The organism is Dyadobacter sp. CY343, assembly GCF_021390335.1.
Taxonomy (GTDB): Bacteria; Bacteroidota; Bacteroidia; order Cytophagales; family Spirosomataceae; genus Dyadobacter.
Genome location: NZ_JAJUXK010000007.1, coordinates 365,158 through 383,900 on the forward strand (window position 1 = coordinate 365,158; position 18,743 = coordinate 383,900).

An 18,743-nucleotide genomic window follows, 5' to 3' on the forward strand; every position below is an offset into this window, starting at 1 on the left:
GAATTTAGAATCTGATATTTAATGTAAGATAACCCGCTTGTGTTGCCGGGTTGAAGCCGGGGCTGATCCTGAATGCGATCGGCTCGCCTCTGTGAATTAATTCCCTTCTGATCTTCCCGGCTTTCGAGCCATTTTTCCCTGCTTTTATAAACCCGACAGTACCAAAAGTTGCTGCACCTGCCAAGCCGCCGAGCATCAACCACGCCCCACGGATTGCGCGCTGCTCGTCTGCATAAGAGGCGAAATTGCCATTTGCATCCATTGAGCCGGCAATAATGCCTGCGCCCACTCCGGACAAGATCATACCGACCGAAGTCCCGGCGATCCCCATCACGAGGCCGGTTTTAGATTTACCCTTATAATATTTATAAGTCGCCCGAAGGTTGTCCGCAGAGGATGCGCGTATTTCTTCCAAAAACTGATTGCGAGACCCGGGCGCCTGCAAGGGTGCAGCTGGCCGGGCCTGTGGAGCTGATTGGCCAGGCGCATAGTAACTGGGCACTTCCAGCACTGCCTCGAAAGTTTTCACCTCGCCATTCCCGTATTGTATGGAAGAAATTTCAGACTTTTTTACAGTAAATAACGGGCCCTCGTCGTCACTTAGCTTTTTGTATTTCACTACTGTATCATCTACCTCCTGGATGCGGACTTCCAGCTTCGTGTCGTTGCGCAAAAAAAGAATATCCGGTTTCCGCACATTTTGGGCGAAAACCGGATTCAGTAATAAAAGGTATAAAATGGCTAACAGCTGGATTTTCAGCAGTGATAAAATTACTTTCATTGTAGAAGGATAATATGAATATACCCTTCAATGAAGCAATAAATTCGCCTTTATCAAAATGTCATCCGCAGGGTAAGCTGACCCGATTTATTAAGCGGGTCAAATTTTGGGCTGAGCTTAAATGTAGTAAGTGATTGGCCGCGTCTTTCGAGTTCATTTTTAACCTTATCAGCCTTTTTCTTATGCACACGGTACTTGTTAAAAGACAAAGAACCGAACACAATTCCGAAAGCCGGCCCGGCGATCGCTAACGCACCACCAAACTTTTTATCATCCGAATCTTCACCAACAGCAGTTACAATTACGCCGGAAACCAGGGTTGCAACGGCAATAGAGGTAAATACGATCGCGCCGGTTTTTCCATCCACCGATTTGTTGTGGTGATATTCATATTTGTCCCGCAACTGATCCGAATTGGCCATTACAATGCTTTTCTCAAAAGGGTCAGTCGGCAAATTGTTTAAATCTGCATATTGCCCTACCGAGTCAGTAGGCACTTTGCCTGGTTGAATAGAGTCTCTTACATTGATCGTTTTCCCATTTTTCAGCAAAACCCGCGAGACTTTATCCAGATAAATGTAGGTAGCGGCGCTGTCGGCAGTTCCAAGATCGCGGTAGTTGATTTTTTCATAACTCATCTGCGTGATCAGCGCCTGAATCTGTGTACTGTCGCGCTTGACAATGATATCATTTTTGCGCGGGCTCTGAGCATAAGATAGTTGCGCAACGCCGATTGACAACAATGTGATCAGCAGCACTGGCAGGTTTTTAAATGTGTGTATCCGCATTTGTAGTATGGTTAAGATGGAAAAAATGAAAGCTAAACGTACACAAACTTTTTCCAATCTTGTAAAAAATTGTGCTACTACATCCCGAATTTGTTCAATTGCTTGACAAGTACCTCAAAATCCTTCGGATAAGGCGCTTCTATCCGAACTCGCTCTCCGTCCATCACTGCAAAAGAAAGTGAATGCGCATGTAATGCAACGCGCTGAATGAGAGGCTGTTCCTCGGTCTCCTTTTTTAGATTGAATTTTCGCTTCAGACTGGACAGATAAATTACCTCCCCACCATATTGCGGGTCGCAGACGATCGGCGCTTTCAGGCACGAAAGGTGAATGCGGATCTGGTGCATGCGGCCGGTTATGGGAATACACTCCACTAATGTGTAGCCTCTGTAAACTTGCAGCGTGTTGAAAATTGTCTCCGCTACTTTGCCCTCCGCCCGGTCTATTTTCACTGCCGTGCCATTTTTTAATGGTAAAATCGGCAAAAACACAGAAATGCTGTCAAGTTTGTGAATGCCATTTGTCACAGCGTGGTACCGTTTAGTAACTTCCCGATGCTCAAATTGCATGGCCAAATGCCGGTAAGCGGCTGGATTTTTGGCAAAAGCCAGTGCACCTGAAGTTTCTTTGTCGAGCCGGTGTGCCGCCTGCAGTTCGGAATTATATTCCTTTGCCAACCGTAATACACTGCCTCCCCTGTCAGCAGTTCTTTCATCCAGCGTAGCCAGGTGCGGCGGCTTATTTACTACTAAAAAATCCTCGTTTTCAAATAAAATGAGGTCTTTAAAATTGATTTTCATAGTTATTGCGATAAAAATAAATCCGAATGAACTACCGGAAAAGTAATTCATTCGGATTCACGGAGCTTTGAAATGAATTGTTCCGTTATAACACAAAACTAATCAATCTCGATCTTATATGACAATGGATTTAACAGCTTTAAACCATTGCAGAAACTTTTGTCGGGTTGGGATTGATCGTATCAGACTCGACTAAACCATCTCGCAAACGCACAATCCGGTGCGCGTAATGTGCAATATCCTCTTCGTGGGTCACCATTACGATCGTATTTCCCTTACTATATAATTGGTCGAACAGATCCATGATCTCGTAGGAAGTTTTGGAATCCAGGTTACCTGTGGGCTCATCGGCGAGCAAAATGCTGGGATCATTGACAAGCGCCCGGGCAATAGCAACCCGCTGCCGCTGACCACCCGAAAGTTCGTTCGGCTTGTGTCCGGCGCGGTTCTCCAGACCTACATTTTTCAAGGAAAGCATTGCTTTTTCAGTCCGGTCTGACTTTCCCAAACCTGCATAGATCAATGGAAGCGCCACATTATCCAGTGAAGACATTCTTGGCAGCAAATTGAAAGTCTGAAACACAAAGCCGATCTCCTTGTTTCTGATCTCGGCCAATTCGCTTTCAGTCATATCACTTACGTCCTTATTATTAAGGACATATCTGCCGGTTGTAGGTGTATCCAGGCAGCCGATGATATTCATCAATGTAGATTTCCCCGAGCCGGAAGGGCCCATAAAAGCGACATATTCGCCTTTATTTACCGAAATCGTCACCGATTTGAGCGCCTGGATTACTTCGCTGCCCATTACGTAACGTTTTGCAATCTCGCTGGTCTCGATAATTCTCATATATGATCTCCTGTTAGGATGCTGCCGCAATTTTTCGGAAATGATTTGCAACGTATAATGACGCCAAAAGAACAGCAGCTGGAACGCCTTCGTTGGCTAGTTCACCATCAGGTTTCCACCAGCTTGTCGATTTAAATCCGGCACTATCTTCTTCGTTCTTGACGGTCCAATTCCGCATGGTCCATGAATCGAACTGCCACTTAAAGTTTTGCCCGCTATAAGTAATGGTAGCAGTGCCTTTGAGGTAACGAAATTGCAGTTGACCTAGAACCTTCTGCCCCTCAATATCAGTGATATCGATTGCTTTTTTCCAAAATCCCTGGGATTTGAATCTGAGCATATTACCATCCAATTCTCCGTATCCTTCTTCTTTCCAAGAGCTTGTTTTCAATATTCCGGCTATTAGTTTTCCTCTGAAAATCCTGCATTCGGTGCCGGTAAAATTGGATTTGCAGATTAATGACATTGTTGATGAAGTGTAATTACAGATAACTAAAATATCAAATCACTGAAATTCCGCCCGCCGTTTTTCGATAAGTGCCTGCATAGGCTGATAGCGGCTCACAAATTGCTGATAGTCGGCAGGCGTCGCATATTGTTTTACCTTCTCTTCGCCCTCTTTGGCCTGCCCGGTCAAACCCTGTTCCAGACTGAGATATGCATATTGCTCCCATAATCGAAAATCGTATTCGTTATATGCGAGTGCATTCAGTACTAAATTATATGCTTTGTCAGTCTGCTTTTTCCCTCTAAAATAGGTCGATGCAGCTGATATTGTCTGTGCATTGAAAGGGTTAGTATCAATTGCTTTTCGAAAATTAGCCTCAGTTGGTGACTGTAATGCGACTTTCAGTAAAGAATCCGTTGGCGATTTCGGTTTTACGCCGGAAAAAAGACTTTGTTTTAATTTTTCAATGGCCGGATTGTTCTCTTTCTCCTGGATTTTATCGAGCAAAATCACTGCAATCTCTTTTTTATCGTAAAGCGCATTTGCAACTGCCATTCCAATTATCCCTTCCAAACCCTCTACAACTGACAGATTTTCAATTGCTTTTTCATATAACCCTAGCTGCAAAAACCAGTGGCCCAGCACTTTATGATATTGGTCGCTCTTCTCTTCCTCGTCCGAAGATAACGCTGTGAGAGACTGCAAAGCCCGAAGTTTGTCGCCGCTGTAAAACTGAGGATACAATGCAGCCCAGGTTAAATCCTTTGAAAGAACGGGATTCTTACCTGCTAACTGTGTCAGCAGTTTTGCAGGAGCAGTATCGGATCTTGCCTGATTGACAGCATAGTTTAATAAATAAGCCGAAGCAGACACGCTCAGAAGCGAATCGGCAGGAACTGCGCTGGTATTGAAATCCTGCTTGGCGAACTGTTGCCTCAGGTTTTGAACTGCCAGCCAGTTTGCCTCCCACGACAGATATTTATATTTCTCGGTATTAGAAGAAAGTGAATCTAACAAACCTGAATCAGTGTTTTTTGCTAAAATCGCCAATAAGTTCGTTGCCGGAATTTCCGGACGTTTTGTATTCACCTGCGCCTTTTCAATATAGTAGTACGCAGAATCGGCCACATTTGTTTTGGAATAGAGCATTCCCAGATTATTAAGCAATTCTCCACTTTTAGGAAAATGACCAATACCCTCCTGTAAACTATGAACGGCGTCGAAAAACAGGTTTTCCTGGATCAATATCCCGCTCAAACCTGCGTAAGCCTGGGCAGACGGATTTTTCAATAAAGCCTGCCGAAAGTAAAATGCAGCCGCAGTGGGATCTCCCTGCCGGATCGCCAGCGACGCGAGTGAATAGTTGGATTTATGGTTTTGAAATTCCTGCTGCAAAGCCAGCTTGTAGTATTGCTCCGAAAGTGTAAATTCCTCAGTAGCAGCGTGAAGATCCCCCACTCCATTAAAATATCCTGCGATCGCCTGATTAACCGGTAAAAGCTTTTGAATAAAAATAAGAATTACAAAACCAGCAAAACCAAACAACCGCGTCTGTGTTAGTCCAAATCGGAGCGGCTTGTAAAGAACTTTGTGGACCGCGAGTTTTTGTTTAAAAAGAGGATAGAAATTGATTAGAACATAGAAAAGGAACAAAACGCCCATTGCAAGCTGTCCCTGCACGACCACATCTTCCAAAGCTTCCAGCACGGGATCATTTGCTGTACCCGCCATAAGTGCCGTAAATGCAGCGGCTATCATGAACATTCCTGCGTAAATCCAAAATCCGGCGCTCCTGAACGGAAGCAAGCTGCCCATTGAATCCGCTCTGCGGCGAAATCCCCAGATCCCCAAAATGCCCGCCGCTAGCGCCAGAAAAACGGGACTTACCAATGTGAGATCCCAGTTGATTTGTCGGGTGTTTCGCAGAAAAATCAGCAGTAACAGCAGCAGGTACAATATTGAAATGACAATAAAATTGATCAATCCGGTACTTCCTTTTCTCATGGAACCGCTGGTACTCAGCCACACTAAGCCGGCCATGATTTCGGTAGAAGAAATGAGGAGAAAAAGGACTGTCAGGATCAGCCAGAATGGAAATGAGTAACTGGCGGCTGTCAGAGCCGGAAAAGGTACCTCAGACATCGTCCAAGTAAGGAAAACCAGAATACAGGACGCAACCAGCAAACCTGTAATCCGCATAGCAATACCCGCTTCCGGCTTAAATGCGTGGAAATAATAAGTAGCGCCGCCATAAACGAGTACAGTGACCAGAAACAAAAACTTGCTCTCCGTATCAGCGACAGCCAGCATTTCCAGCCGGGCAAAACCGAGGAATAGGATAAAAATGACCATTCCTGCCAGGTACCAGAATCTGGATAAAGTTGTCAGTCCGGCCAAAATGAGGCAAAGCCCGACTATCGCAAAAATCCAGAAGACACGGAAAGTGAGGTGATCCACTTCCATGACCGACGCCATTAAGCTTTCATTCACCAGGTGTGTCGGCGTAGAAACGCCATATTGCCAGCTGCCCAGCTGCAATATGTCCACAACCGCACTCACTTCCGAGAGTTCGCTAATTACATTCCAGCGAATGACATTATCGAGCGGATCAATGCACTTGAGTACAAAAAACGCAATTGCTAAAAACAAAACGGTCAGCGCCGCAAGCGCCATTCTGCGCTCCGAAACTGACCAAACCTTCCAGAAAAATAATTCCTTCATATTAACGATTAACCTGCTCTGAGAACGCGGAATTGTAAAGATCCGTTTTAATCAAACGAAAAACTCAGCAACCTGTTATTTCAACCAGATCGGCTGTTGCAAGTAATTCAAGTGCATTGGCGAGATTGGCTGTGAAAATATCTTGTAGCTTTCCCTGATCAGATTTGTCACCATAATTACTTATTGCTAAATGCAAATAACAGTAACATTGTCCCTCCCTTTTCTAAAAAATATCCAATAAATCACTTTATGTCTTCTTGGTACTGACCAAATTATCCTATACTTTTGCGGTCTGAAAAAAACCTCATTAGAGATAATCAAAATCATATAATGGCAAACGAGACAAACATAGGAAAAATTACGCAGGTAATTGGTCCCGTTGTAGACGTATCATTTGAAGATAGCGGAAGCATTCCATCTATCCTCGATGCGTTAGAAGTCATCAAACCAAACGGTTCGAAAGTAGTTCTTGAGTGCCAGCAGCACTTGGGCGAAGACCGTATCCGTACCATCGCGATGGACAGTACCGAAGGTATGCAGCGCGGAATGGCAGTAAGGCCGCTTGGTGCGCCTATTAAAATGCCAATCGGTGAAGGAATTAAAGGTCGTCTTTTCAATGTAATCGGTGAAGCGATCGATGGACTTACGCCTTTGGATACTACAAACGGTATCTCGATTCACCGCTCAGCTCCGAAATTTGAAGAGCTGGCGACTTCAACCGAAATCCTTTTTACGGGTATCAAAGTAATCGATTTGCTTGCTCCTTATGTAAAAGGCGGTAAAATCGGTTTGTTCGGTGGTGCCGGTGTTGGTAAAACCGTTTTGATCCAGGAATTGATCAACAATATTGCAAAAGCCTACGCTGGTCTTTCAGTATTCGCCGGAGTTGGAGAACGTACCCGTGAAGGAAATGACCTGATGCGTGAAATGATTGAAGCCGGTATCATTAAATACGGCGACGAATTCAAGCACAGCATGGAAGAAGGCGGCTGGGATATTTCAAAAGTGGATTATAATACTTTGAAAGACTCACAGGCAACTTTCGTTTTCGGACAAATGAACGAGCCTCCCGGCGCACGTGCACGTGTTGCATTGTCAGGTTTGACTATGGCGGAATATTTCCGTGATGGTGACGGCGAAGGTCAGGGTCGTGATATTCTTTTCTTTATTGACAATATCTTCCGTTTTACACAAGCTGGTTCAGAGGTATCCGCTCTTTTGGGACGTATGCCGTCTGCGGTAGGTTACCAGCCTACACTTGCTACTGAAATGGGTCAGATGCAGGAACGCATTACCTCAACAAAACGTGGTTCTATCACATCTGTACAAGCGGTTTACGTACCTGCGGATGACTTGACTGACCCTGCTCCTGCAACAACATTTGCCCACTTGGACGCGACTACGGTACTAAGCCGTAAAGTTTCTGAAAAAGGTATCTACCCTGCGGTGGATCCATTGGATTCAGCTTCACGTATTTTGAATGCTGAAACTTTGGGTGCTGAGCACTACGATTGCGCACAGCGCGTAAAAAATATTTTGCAACGCTACAAAGAATTGCAGGATATCATCGCGATTTTGGGTATGGAAGAACTTTCTGACGAAGATAAGCTGGTTGTGTCCCGCGCTCGTCGTGTTGAACGTTTCTTGTCGCAGCCATTCTTCGTAGCTGAGCAGTTCACCGGTTTGAAAGGAACTTTGGTAGATATTAACGATACCATCAAAGGATTCAACTTGATCATGGACGGAGCTTATGACCACCTTCCTGAAATGGCATTCAACCTGGTTGGAACCATCGAAGATGCGCAGGCAAAAGGAGAAAAAATGCTTGCAGAAGCAACAAGATAGTTTAATAAGTCTATGAGTTCATGAGTCAATGAGTTTAACTCATGAACCGCAAAGCGGACGCTTTTAACTCATAAACTCTTGACTCATAAACTCCCAAAAATGCATTTAGAAATAATTACCCCAGATAAGAAGGTTTTTGCCGGAGAGGCGAATTCCGTGACGTTACCGGGTTCAGAAGGCCAATTTCAGGTTCTAAACCGTCACGCGCCGCTTGTAAGTACATTAGGGAAAGGCGACGTGGTGATCGATACAGGTGCTGCAAAGCAAACCTACGTGATCGACGGCGGTGTAGTAGAAGTGCTTAATAACAAAGTATTGGTACTCGCGGAGGCGATTCTGTAATATAGATTTAAGAGTTTGTAAAAAGCAGAAACTGGAAACGGTTTCTGCTTTTTTTTTTGTGATCAGGCACATACAAAGTCATTGGCTTCGATAATGATTTAAGTTCATACCAGCCGATCCGCGTCATTGCTTTGTATTTCAGTAAGAATATGTAAGTTACAAAAAGGAAAAGTTTTCATATTTTCGGAAGGTACAATCCTTCACTTCCAAAAGATGACACAACCGGCTGCCAAAAACGGACTATTGAAAATTCTGGGGGTTGGGTTTGGCATCGCGGTAACCGTGGGCGGGACAATCGGCACCGGCATTCTTCGGAAGCCCGGCCCGATTGCAGAGCAACTTGGCGAACCGTGGCTTATTATGGCCCTTTGGGCAGCGGTAAGTTTGTATGCTTTTTTGGGAACGCTTTGCACGATCGAACTCGGCACCTCAGTCCCGAAAGCCGGCGCCTGGTACGTGTATGCGCAACGAGCATTCGGCAACTATGCTGGCTTTGTGGTAGGAATCAATAGCTGGCTCGGAACCTGCTCTGCGCTGGGTTTTGGTGTGTACACGATGAGCGAATACCTTGCACTCCTCATTCCGGGGTTAGCCGGTGCGGAACCTTATCTCGCTGCTGCTATTTTATTGGTACTCAGCGGAATTCACTGGATCGGACTGGCGCTTGCGAGCAGCTTTCAGAACATTATGAGTGTTTTGAAAGGGATCGGACTTTTTGTTTTTGTGGCGGTTTGCTATATCTATGGGGATGAAGTTTCGGCTGAGCAAATGCAGAGTACTACCAGTCAGATTCTGGCGACAGGCAGCTGGATCGCGCCGGTTATCTTCTCGCTTCAAGCGATTTTTTACACTTATGACGGGTGGCATACAGCAGCATATTTCTCGGAAGAAGATAAAGATCCTTCTAAAAATCTACCCAAATCCATGATTGGCGGCGTTTTACTGATCATCGCCATCTACCTGCTGTGCAATATGGCGATCCTGTACATTTTGCCAATGGACGAACTGGCCCAATCGAAGCTGGCTGCGGCAGATGCGATACGACTGATATTCGGGGAAGGTTCTGGTAAAATTGTCACGCTATTTTTAATGATATCCATATTGGGAATCGTGAATGCGCAACTGCTATTTAATCCACGCGTACTCTATTCCATGAGCCGCGACGGGCTGTTTCTACCTGCCGGGACAAATGTAAACCGCGGAGGAACGCCGGCAGTCGCAATGCTGATCACCTCGGGAGTCGCTATTTTATTGATACTAATAGGAAAAGAAGCCACCGAAAAGTTGTCCGATATTGCGACTTTCTTTTTTGTGCTGGGCTACACTTCCGGCTTTGCCTCCCTACTCGCACTTCGCCGTAAAGAACCTTCGCTGCCCCGCCCGTGGAAAGTGCCGGCTTATCCCCTTTTACCCGTTATTATGCTGATCTGCTCACTCGCATTTTTAGTAGGCGCAGTGATACAGGATTTAGGAAGTAGTCAATATGCTTTGCTTTTTTTAGTGATCAGTTATCCTGCCTATCTTTTAGTCAGGAGAGCAAACCGTTAATTATCAGCGATATAAATAATATTCAATGCGTAATACCACCTTCAAAATTTCCGGCATTATCCTGCTTTGTACCCTTCTTGCTGCTTTTCAATTGGCGGAAGAAGATTTTACAAAAATGATCTCAGGAAAACTTGAGAAATACAGGCAAACGTATCCCGTCGAGAAAGCATATCTGCATCTGGATAAACCTTACTATATGTCGGGAGACACATTATGGTATCAGGCTTATTTGGTTGAAGGCTCGCTGCACTTTGCAGATAGCGCGAGTAATTTATTATATGTTGATCTGATCGAGCAACGTACCGGTAAAAACCTGGCAGTCAAGCGAACACGTTTGGAAGCAGGTGTCGGAAACGGGGAAATTGTGCTCGCAGACTCTATTCCTCCCGGCGCGTACACGATCCGCGCCTACACCAACTGGATGCGCAATGCACCTGAGGATTTTTTCTTTCAAAAAAATATCTTCATTTACGATCCGAAAGGAAGTGCGCCTGCGCCGGTCGCCGGCAAAATCGACCTGCAATTCTTTCCCGAAGGCGGCGAGCTGGTGGCGGAATCTTCCACGCGGATTGCTTACAAGGCATTGAATGCTAGCGGATTAGGCCAGGATGTGAGAGGCTTTATTTTAGATCAGAATAAGGATACTATCGCTTCCTTCAAAAGCGACCATCTGGGAATGGGCAGGATACAGTTTTCGGCTAAATCCGGCGCAACCTATTCGGCATTTTTATGGGCAGAAAATGGAAATGCGAGTGAATATCCGTTTCCGGAAGTGAAGGAAACGGGATATACTCTGATTGCAGATAATGTATCCAGTCCATTGAAAACCAGGATCATGGCTTATGCGAAAGTGCCGGGTAAAAGTGAGATTCCTGTGCATGTAGTCGGTCATTCCCGCGGGATAGTCGCATTTGTTGCCAAAGGCAAGATTGGCAGCAGAGGCTTGATGATCCAGGTTCCAAATGCCGACCTGCCCGACGGGATTACGCACCTCACGCTATTTAATGACGAAAACAAACCGGTTTCGGAGCGGCTTATCTTTATAGACCATGGCCACAAGCTCCGGGTAGGAATAGCGCCTTCGAAGAATGCATTCAAACCACGTGAAAAATCGGAAATTGAGATTACCGTGAGCGATTCTTCCGGCAGACCCCTGGAAACAAATCTATCCGTTGCAATTACCGACGCGGGACAGATCCAGCAACAGCTTTACGACCAGCATATACTTTCCTATCTACTGCTATCTTCTGATATTAAAGGCTTTATCGAACGGCCCGGCTATTATTTCGATGAAACCAAGACAGAAAGGAAAATCCACCGGGATATCCTGATGATGACGCAGGGCTGGACGAGATTCGGGTGGGGCGACATTTTGCAAGATTCTTTACAACCTCCAAAACGGTTTTTGGAACAGGGAATTACGTTTTCCGGCGAGGTAAAAAGAAATAAAAAGCCAGTCGGAAAAACGCCCGTCTCCGTTTATCTGAGCAACGATAGCCTCAGTACATTTCTGACGGCCGAGACTGACGAGCGTGGCCAGTTTTCACTCTACAACCTGATTTTTGAAGATTCATTGAAAGTGAGAGTCCAGGGAATGAATAAAAAGAACAGCCAGAGCCTTACATTCAGAATATTCCCATTTGAACCACCAAAGGTATCAACTTCAAAAGGTCCGTATTTCCCCCTTACCGTCGACGGTCGCCTGCTGAGTGATTTTTTGAGAAGAAATGCACAGGATCAGGAGATTGCGCGGAAAATACGGGAGAGCCGGGAGCGATTATTGCAGGAAGTCACGATCAAGGCGAAGAAACAGGTGCCGCGCGATTCCAGGAAAATTTACGGTACCGCCGATGCATCCATTAAAATGACTCCCGAGCTGGTTGGCGGGCGTATGAATATACTGGATGTGCTGGCTGGCAGAGTGGCGGGAGTTCAGGTAGTGGGTTCCGGAATAAATGCATCGGTATATATCCGGGGCAACCGCGGGGAGCCGCAATTTATATTGGATGGAATGCCGGTGGACAAAGATTTCGTTAGCGCGCTGAATGTGAATGATGTCGAATCTATTGATGTCTTAAAAGGCGCATCCGCCTCAATTTTTGGTATGGGTGGAGGAAATGGCGTGATCTCGATTTTGACAAAAAGAGGAAATAGTAATTACGACTATTCGCAGGATGTGGTTCCGGGGGTCTTGGTTTCTAAAATAGCAGGTTTTCATGTGCCGAAAACTTTCTATTCGCCTGCCTACCCGACAAGTATTAATCAGAATGTGAATCCTGACTATCGATCCACGATTTTTTGGGCACCGATGTTGAGGACTGATAAGAATGGGAAAGTCAGGTTACAATACTATAATTCTGACGCTGCGACCACGGTGGATATCCGCGTAGAGGCGCTGAGTGCGAATGGTATTCCCGGATTCGGCAAATCCACATATTCAGTCAATTAAGGAACAAGAATACTTGCATTCCGACGTTAGTATTCTTATTTGAATGGCGTTTAAAACCAGTTCTGGTGACAAAATTGGTAACTTTGTTGTTTACACTGAAATAGCCGGTCACGTCTAGGAAACTGATGGCATCTGATTGAAATATGAAGACCGTATATTTAAAGTTAACCCTTCTGATCCTGGTGCTGGCGAATTTCTTCGTTACGCACGATTCTCGTGCTCAGCGTCGTGGTAAAGACCGGGAAAAGGAGTCGGTCACCGATACCGTCGCCCTTCGAATAGAAAAGGAGTCGCTGGCGACAGAAGGCATGAAATTCATGATGAAAGACGAGCCTGAACGCGCACTGCCCCTTTTTGAAAAGCTGGTTCAGGAAAGCGCGCAGGACCCGGCCAGTCACTATCTGGTTGCTACTGCTTTGATCAAGCTGGAAAAATTTGATGAAGCGATCGCACCCGCCAAAAAAGCTTTTGACCTCAAAAAAGACAATATTTTTTACGCCCAGCAATTGGCTGAACTGTATGCAAAACGCAGGAAATATGCGGAAGCAGCAACTATTTATGAAACCCTTGTCGCCAGGAATCCTGAGAATATACAGTATGGTATCGAGCTCGCTGCGATTTATGTTTTTAATGATCAACCTGATAAGGCGATAGAAACCTACAATGTCCTTGAAAAGTCGATGGGCATTACCGAGGAGATCACGCATCAGAAACAACAACTCTATTTACGCCAGAATAACCTCGACAAAGCACTCGCAGAAGCAAAGAAACTCATTGAAGCAGAGCCTACCGAGGTAAGCTACCGCGTGGAGCTGGCTGAACTTCTGATCGCAAACGACCGGATCGTTGAGGCCGTAAAACCGCTGGAAGAAGCATTGAAAATCAATCCGGACGAGGCACAGGCGCATGTTCTGCTGGCTGATATTTACCGTCGGAATGGTGATGTTCAGAAGTGTAACGAGGAATTGAAGCTCGTTTTTGCCAATCCTAATCTGGATGCTGATCCTAAAATCAGGGTTTTAACGGGCTATTTGACCATGCTCAAATCGGAAGGTGAGATCAACGATGCAGTTGCGCTCGCAAAACAGCTTTCGGACACGCACCCCAACGAACCACGTGCAAACGTGATTTATGCTGATCTGCTGGTTCGTCAGGATAAAAAGGCAGAGGCTCGTGATATGTATACCAAAGCCAGCCGCGTTGACGGATCTGTGTTTCAGGTTTGGGCAGCGATTTTGCAGCTCGACGGCGATCTGAATCAGGTAGATAGTATGCTCGTGCACTCAGAAAAAGCATTGGAGTTGTTTCCGAATCAGGGTATGTTCTGGTATTCAAATGGAACTGCGCATTTGATGAAGAAGAATTTTAAAGAAGCGATCTCCTCTCTCGAAGAAAGCCTTAAACTGATTTCCAATAACCCGGAACTTGTACCTTACATTCACGCACAACTGGGCGATGCGTATAATGGACTCGGCGATCATATTAAGTCAGACGCGGCGTACGATCAGGCATTGAAAGCCAATCCGGATAACGATCATGTGCTGAATAATTACAGCTATTTTCTCTCTTTACGTAAAGAAAAACTGGACCTGGCGCTTAAAATGTCAGAAAAACTTGTCCAGCAACATCAGAATAACCCTACTTACCTGGATACGCACGCCTGGGTACTATACATCCGGAAAGACTATAAAAAAGCCAAGGAGTTTCTTGAAAAAGCAATGACTGACAGTAGTACCGTAAGTGGCACGATTGTTGAGCATTATGGAGATGTTCTTTTCAAATTAGGCGAAAGGGACAATGCAGTGGCGCAGTGGAAAAGAGCAAAGAGAATGGGAGAAACCACTGAACTTCTTGACAAAAAAATAGCAACAGGTGCATTACATGAGCAATAAATTTTCTGTCGGGCTGCTGGCCATTTGTTTAATCTGGTTTTCAGCTTGTCACAAACAGCGTACTTCGAAACGTAATAAAAATAACCCGGTCGCCGATTCCACACTGACCCAGGCCACTCAACCGGTAATCGATTCTGCAACAACTGGCACCCCTGAAAATGTTGCGCCGGTCAAGATCAATGAGATCGAATTCAATTACCTCACAGCTAAATCCAAAGTTTCGCTGGCTAGTAAATCCCAGAATTTTGATAATACCAATGTCAATATCCGCATGAAAAAGGATAGTGTCATTTGGCTATCTATTACGGGAGTGGGTTTGGAAGTTGCCAGGGGACTTATTACCCGGGATTCTATTGTTTTTATGGACAAAATCCATCGGGACTATTTCGTGTTCAGTTATGAGCAGCTGAGCAAACAATACAATTTCGACCTCAACTTTGATCTGCTGCAATCGATGATCATCGGAAATCTTCCGTTTGAACCCCAGCCCGAAGCCAGGTTTGTGAAAATGAACGAGTTTTATGTTTTGAAACAGATCAAAGACAGACTCGAAGTCGACAATTTTATCAGCGAAAGCACCCTTAAATTGTCTAGATTAAAAGCAGTTGAGGTGCCTACCCAAAATGCGTTTTCGCTTGATTATGAAGATTTTAGAGATGTAAACAACTTTCTATTTCCCTTCACAAGCATTATCAACCTGAATGTCAAATCCTTGAAAGATCAGCAAGTGAGAGAGACGAATATGCGCATCAGGCATACCAAGGTTGAAATGCTGAATGACAGCCCCGGATTTCCATTCAGCGTGCCTTCGAGCTATAAACGCAAAAAATAAAGTCAGAAAGTCTGCTTAAATTTGCCGGCCACGAATTGTATTTTGCCTGCAAGAATCAATAAATATGCTCATTAGTTCCCCCGGTCGCCGTCGTTTACTTTTAACGTTAACGTTCATTCTCTGTTCGTTAGCTGGTGCGTACGCTCAAAAATCCAGGGAACAGCTGGAAAAGGAGAAAAGCGAGAACCAGAGCAAAATCCGTGAGATCCAGAGCATTTTGAAGCAAACTTCCTCTCAGAAAAACGTCAATCTGGGTCAATTAAAGGCGCTTAACCAGCAGATTAATACCTATAAAAAACAAATTGACCTTCTTTCCGACGATCTGGATTTGCTGAATGGTGAATTAAAGATTCTGGAAAAAAAGCGTCAATCCCTTGACAGCAGCCTGAATGTCCTGAAAGAGGAATACGGGCACATGATCTACGAAGCTTCCAAGCGAAATGCCTATTTCAACCAGCTGGTGTTCCTGTTCTCGGCGGGTACTTTCAATCAGTTGGTTTTGCGCTATAAGTATCTCAAACAATATACAGAAGCGCGGCAGGGACAGGCTAAGGAAATTGGTGTCCTTCAGGAAAAGGTCATGAACGAGCGCAGGCGGATTACTGCCAAACAGAATCAGCAAAAAACGGTTCTGAATACGCGCGTAACCGAAAACACGAAGCTCGAAGGACTGAAAGTAAAACAGAACGAGGTGATCCAGGAGCTTTCGCAAAAGGAAGTCGAGCTGAGAAAACAAATCGCAGAAAACAAGCGCGCTACCGATTTACTCGAAGCTAATATCCGGAGGATCGCTGAGAGAGAAAGAAGAGAACGGCTTGAACGCGAACGCCGTGAACGCGAAGAGCGGGAGGCACGCCGGAAAGCGGAACGTGAGCGCCTTGTGCGGGAAAATGCGGAGCGGGAGAAAAAAGGAGAAGCTGCTATTGTAGAGGCGCCCAAGGAAGAGGAGCCTGTTATTTCCAGCGGTATGAGTGAAGAAGAAACGACGCTGGCTTCCTCATTTACAGCCTCTCAAGCCCGACTACCCTGGCCGGTAAAAGGCTTTGTATCAGGCCACTTTGGTCAGCGGCCGCACGCAGTTTTGAAGGGTGTTATGGTTGATAATTTGGGTGTAGATATCCAGACTACCGCCGGCGAACCTGTTCGCTCCGTTTATGACGGGGTTGTATTGGATGTTACTGAAATGCCGGGAATGGGAAATGTAGTCGCTATTCAGCACGGAAATTATATGACGATTTATGCCAAAATGAATGGGGTAACTGTTCGTGCCGGGCAAAAAGTGAAAGCAAGAGAAAACATCGGCCGCGTAGCTACCGACAGCGACGGCACATCCGAACTCCAGTTCCAGATCTGGAAAAACACCTCCCGCCTGAATCCGGAAAGTTGGCTGATGCGGAGGTAAGGTCAGAATGGTTCGGGGTTGTTCGGAATGGTTCGATATTGTTGAAGACTGACCAGACCCGAACCACTTCAAACCAAACCGAACAACACCGAACCAAAGCGACCCGAACATATTCACAAACAATCTTAATTGCATAAAGCATGTCTGTTCATACACCTGATATTAAACGCGTTACTACCCACACTATACAGGAAATGAAGAACCGGGGCGAGAAGATTTCTTGTCTTACTGCTTATGATTATTCAATGGCCGGGATTGTGGATGCAGCGGGTGTTGAGCTGATACTTGTCGGCGATTCGGCTTCCAATGTAATGGCCGGCCACGAGACTACCCTGCCGATTACCATCGACCAGATGATCTACCACGCTACTTCTGTTGTACGTGCGGTAAAAAGGGCACTGGTTGTTGTGGACTTGCCTTTTGGGTCTTATCAGGGAAATTCCAGGGAGGCATTGAATTCGGCGATACGGATCATGAAAGAATCCGGCGCCCACGCGGTGAAGCTGGAAGGCGGACTGGAAATCAAAGATTCTATTATTAGAATATTAAGTGCCGGAGTTCCTGTAATGGGGCATTTGGGGCTGACACCTCAGTCGATATATAAATTCGGTACCTATACGGTCCGTGCCAAGCAGGAAACGGAGGCAGATAAGCTAATAGAGGATGCAAAAATGCTGGAAGATGTAGGCTGCTTTTCTGTGGTTTTGGAAAAAATACCTGCGAAGCTGACTAAGAAAGTCTCCGAAAGTATTTCGATCCCGACCGTGGGAATCGGTGCAGGGCCACATGCGGATGGGCAGATATTAGTGCTGCACGATCTGCTTGGAATCAATAAAGAGTTCAAACCCAGGTTCCTGCGTCGCTATGCGGACCTGAACGGGGTTATGACTGACGCAATTTCTAATTATATTAAGGATGTAAAAGGAAAATCGTTTCCCAACGAACAGGAATCATATTAACCTTTTTAAAAGTAAAGAACTATACAAATGGCTAAAAAATCTCTTCATGTGGTATATGAGGATAATCACCTCCTCATCATCAACAAAGAACCCGGTATCCTGGTACAAGGTGACGCTACCGGTGATAAATGCCTTTTGGACATGGGAAAGGAATATATCAAGGATACATATCAAAAACCGGGAGCTGTATTTCTCGGAACTGTCCACCGCCTCGACAGGCCGGTGAGCGGGCTTGTCGTATTTGCTCGCACCTCAAAATCGCTTGAACGGATGAATGAAATATTCCGCAAACGCGACGTGCAAAAAACCTATTGGGCGATCGTGAAAAACAGGCCGGCTGAGAAAAAGGGTAAATTGATACACTGGCTTTCGAAAGACGAATCGCGCAATGTAACTACTGCATACGATTATGAGGCCCCAAATACGCAGCGCGCCGAATTGAGCTATCGCTGGCTGGGAGAAGTTAATAAATTTCATTTGCTGGAAGTAATGCCCATTACCGGGAGGCCGCACCAGATCCGCGTCCAGCTGGCTTCCATGAACTGTCCGATCCGTGGCGATTTGAAATATGGTTACCCAAAAGCGAACCCCGATGGAAATATCAATCTGCACGCGCGACGTCTGTATTTTGAGCATCCTGTAAAAAAAGAGCCGGTAATATGCCGCGCCGGCGTTCCTAATGATCCTTTTTGGGAGGAGTTTTTGACATTGGACAAGGAAGAAATCAAGCCGGAACATCTCGGTTTCTTACACGAGTAAGTACATGATCGAAAAACTGAAACAACGCTGGAATGTCAAAAACGGCTGGGATGTACTGATCATCCTGCTCGTTTTTGCCTGCACCGGTTTTTCAGTTTTGTATGTAAAAAAGGGATTGTTTGCATTAATAGGACTCACCGAAGCTTCTCCGGCCTGGCTTCGCTGGGGTGTTAATATCCTCATTATCCTGCCACTATATCAGGTTATATTGTTGATCTGGGGTTGGATTTGGGGGAAATTTTCGTTTTTCTGGGAGTTCGAAAAACGTATGTTCAGCAGGATCGGGAGTTTGTTTAAAAAGAAGCGGGCTGAGATTTAGGCTGCATT

At 45.5% G+C, this 18,743-nt stretch carries 16 protein-coding genes; 10 read left to right on the forward strand and 6 right to left on the reverse strand.

The features are described from left to right. Positions 1–4 precede the first annotated feature (4 nt). The 6 genes from LZG94_RS23525 to LZG94_RS23550 all read right to left on the reverse strand — a co-directional run bounded on the left by LZG94_RS23525 (position 5) and on the right by LZG94_RS23550 (position 6,388). Positions 5–781: a hypothetical protein gene (locus LZG94_RS23525; RefSeq protein ID WP_233794109.1), complete on the reverse strand. Its 777-nt coding sequence runs from the start codon at positions 779–781 to the stop codon at positions 5–7. A 53-nt stretch (positions 782–834) separates the two neighbouring features. Then, complete coding sequence (locus LZG94_RS23530; RefSeq protein WP_233794110.1) at positions 835–1,569, reverse strand: hypothetical protein; 735 nt, start codon at positions 1,567–1,569, stop codon at positions 835–837. Positions 1,570–1,646: 77 nt separating this feature from the next. Further along, on the reverse strand, positions 1,647–2,369 hold the full coding sequence (locus LZG94_RS23535) for an RluA family pseudouridine synthase (RefSeq protein ID WP_233794111.1): 723 nt from the start codon (positions 2,367–2,369) through the stop codon (positions 1,647–1,649). Between the two features lie 139 nt (positions 2,370–2,508). After that, positions 2,509–3,219 (reverse strand): ABC transporter ATP-binding protein, encoded by a 711-nt coding sequence (locus tag LZG94_RS23540; protein ID WP_215236084.1) that lies wholly within the window; start codon positions 3,217–3,219, stop codon positions 2,509–2,511. Positions 3,220–3,232: 13 nt separating this feature from the next. After that, on the reverse strand, positions 3,233–3,685 hold the full coding sequence (locus LZG94_RS23545) for a hypothetical protein (protein ID WP_233794112.1): 453 nt from the start codon (positions 3,683–3,685) through the stop codon (positions 3,233–3,235). Positions 3,686–3,724: 39 nt separating this feature from the next. Beyond that, the gene (locus LZG94_RS23550) at positions 3,725–6,388 is read right to left on the reverse strand and encodes a hypothetical protein (protein ID WP_233794113.1); all 2,664 of its coding nucleotides are present in this window, start codon (positions 6,386–6,388) and stop codon (positions 3,725–3,727) included. Between the two features lie 330 nt (positions 6,389–6,718). On the opposite strand from LZG94_RS23550, the gene atpD reads away from it, so the two are divergent. From atpD to LZG94_RS23600, 10 genes are all read left to right on the forward strand, one after another. Continuing rightward, positions 6,719–8,233, forward strand: coding sequence for a F0F1 ATP synthase subunit beta (atpD, locus tag LZG94_RS23555; protein ID WP_233794114.1), 1,515 nt, complete (start codon positions 6,719–6,721; stop codon positions 8,231–8,233). Between the two features lie 99 nt (positions 8,234–8,332). Further along, entirely contained in the window at positions 8,333–8,575 is a 243-nt protein-coding gene (gene atpC, locus LZG94_RS23560; protein ID WP_233794115.1) for an ATP synthase F1 subunit epsilon, read from the forward strand. Between the two features lie 213 nt (positions 8,576–8,788). Then, positions 8,789–10,123 (forward strand): APC family permease, encoded by a 1,335-nt coding sequence (locus tag LZG94_RS23565; protein WP_233794116.1) that lies wholly within the window; start codon positions 8,789–8,791, stop codon positions 10,121–10,123. A 25-nt stretch (positions 10,124–10,148) separates the two neighbouring features. After that, complete coding sequence (locus LZG94_RS23570) at positions 10,149–12,572, forward strand: TonB-dependent receptor plug domain-containing protein (protein WP_233794117.1); 2,424 nt, start codon at positions 10,149–10,151, stop codon at positions 12,570–12,572. A 143-nt stretch (positions 12,573–12,715) separates the two neighbouring features. Next, on the forward strand, positions 12,716–14,464 hold the full coding sequence (locus tag LZG94_RS23575; protein WP_233794118.1) for a lipopolysaccharide assembly protein LapB: 1,749 nt from the start codon (positions 12,716–12,718) through the stop codon (positions 14,462–14,464). After that, a complete protein-coding gene (locus LZG94_RS23580; protein WP_233794119.1) occupies positions 14,454–15,296 on the forward strand; it encodes a DUF4292 domain-containing protein in 843 nt (280 codons plus the stop codon). Before LZG94_RS23575 ends, LZG94_RS23580 begins: the two co-directional genes overlap by 11 nt. 64 nt (positions 15,297–15,360) lie before the next feature. Then, entirely contained in the window at positions 15,361–16,698 is a 1,338-nt protein-coding gene (locus tag LZG94_RS23585) for a murein hydrolase activator EnvC (protein WP_233794120.1), read from the forward strand. Positions 16,699–16,838: 140 nt separating this feature from the next. Continuing rightward, complete coding sequence (gene panB / locus LZG94_RS23590) at positions 16,839–17,657, forward strand: 3-methyl-2-oxobutanoate hydroxymethyltransferase (RefSeq protein WP_215236073.1); 819 nt, start codon at positions 16,839–16,841, stop codon at positions 17,655–17,657. 27 nt (positions 17,658–17,684) lie between these two features. Then, complete coding sequence (locus tag LZG94_RS23595; protein WP_233794121.1) at positions 17,685–18,416, forward strand: RluA family pseudouridine synthase; 732 nt, start codon at positions 17,685–17,687, stop codon at positions 18,414–18,416. A 4-nt stretch (positions 18,417–18,420) separates the two neighbouring features. Next, complete coding sequence (locus LZG94_RS23600; protein ID WP_233794122.1) at positions 18,421–18,735, forward strand: DUF6787 family protein; 315 nt, start codon at positions 18,421–18,423, stop codon at positions 18,733–18,735. Positions 18,736–18,743 lie beyond the last annotated feature (8 nt).

Bases quoted from the DNA above. Each gene is read 5' to 3' on its own strand.
- LZG94_RS23525 (WP_233794109.1), bottom strand. From the start codon at position 781: ATGAAAGTAATTTTATCACTGCTGAAAATCCAGCTGTTAGCCATTTTA.
- LZG94_RS23530 (WP_233794110.1), bottom strand. From the start codon at position 1,569: ATGCGGATACACACATTTAAAAACCTGCCAGTGCTGCTGATCACATTG.
- LZG94_RS23535 (WP_233794111.1), bottom strand. From the start codon at position 2,369: ATGAAAATCAATTTTAAAGACCTCATTTTATTTGAAAACGAGGATTTT.
- LZG94_RS23540 (WP_215236084.1), bottom strand. From the start codon at position 3,219: ATGAGAATTATCGAGACCAGCGAGATTGCAAAACGTTACGTAATGGGC.
- LZG94_RS23545 (WP_233794112.1), bottom strand. From the start codon at position 3,685: ATGTCATTAATCTGCAAATCCAATTTTACCGGCACCGAATGCAGGATT.
- LZG94_RS23550 (WP_233794113.1), bottom strand. From the start codon at position 6,388: ATGAAGGAATTATTTTTCTGGAAGGTTTGGTCAGTTTCGGAGCGCAGA.
- atpD (WP_233794114.1), top strand. From the start codon at position 6,719: ATGGCAAACGAGACAAACATAGGAAAAATTACGCAGGTAATTGGTCCC.
- atpC (WP_233794115.1), top strand. From the start codon at position 8,333: ATGCATTTAGAAATAATTACCCCAGATAAGAAGGTTTTTGCCGGAGAG.
- LZG94_RS23565 (WP_233794116.1), top strand. From the start codon at position 8,789: ATGACACAACCGGCTGCCAAAAACGGACTATTGAAAATTCTGGGGGTT.
- LZG94_RS23570 (WP_233794117.1), top strand. From the start codon at position 10,149: ATGCGTAATACCACCTTCAAAATTTCCGGCATTATCCTGCTTTGTACC.
- LZG94_RS23575 (WP_233794118.1), top strand. From the start codon at position 12,716: ATGAAGACCGTATATTTAAAGTTAACCCTTCTGATCCTGGTGCTGGCG.
- LZG94_RS23580 (WP_233794119.1), top strand. From the start codon at position 14,454: ATGAGCAATAAATTTTCTGTCGGGCTGCTGGCCATTTGTTTAATCTGG.
- LZG94_RS23585 (WP_233794120.1), top strand. From the start codon at position 15,361: ATGCTCATTAGTTCCCCCGGTCGCCGTCGTTTACTTTTAACGTTAACG.
- panB (WP_215236073.1), top strand. From the start codon at position 16,839: ATGTCTGTTCATACACCTGATATTAAACGCGTTACTACCCACACTATA.
- LZG94_RS23595 (WP_233794121.1), top strand. From the start codon at position 17,685: ATGGCTAAAAAATCTCTTCATGTGGTATATGAGGATAATCACCTCCTC.
- LZG94_RS23600 (WP_233794122.1), top strand. From the start codon at position 18,421: ATGATCGAAAAACTGAAACAACGCTGGAATGTCAAAAACGGCTGGGAT.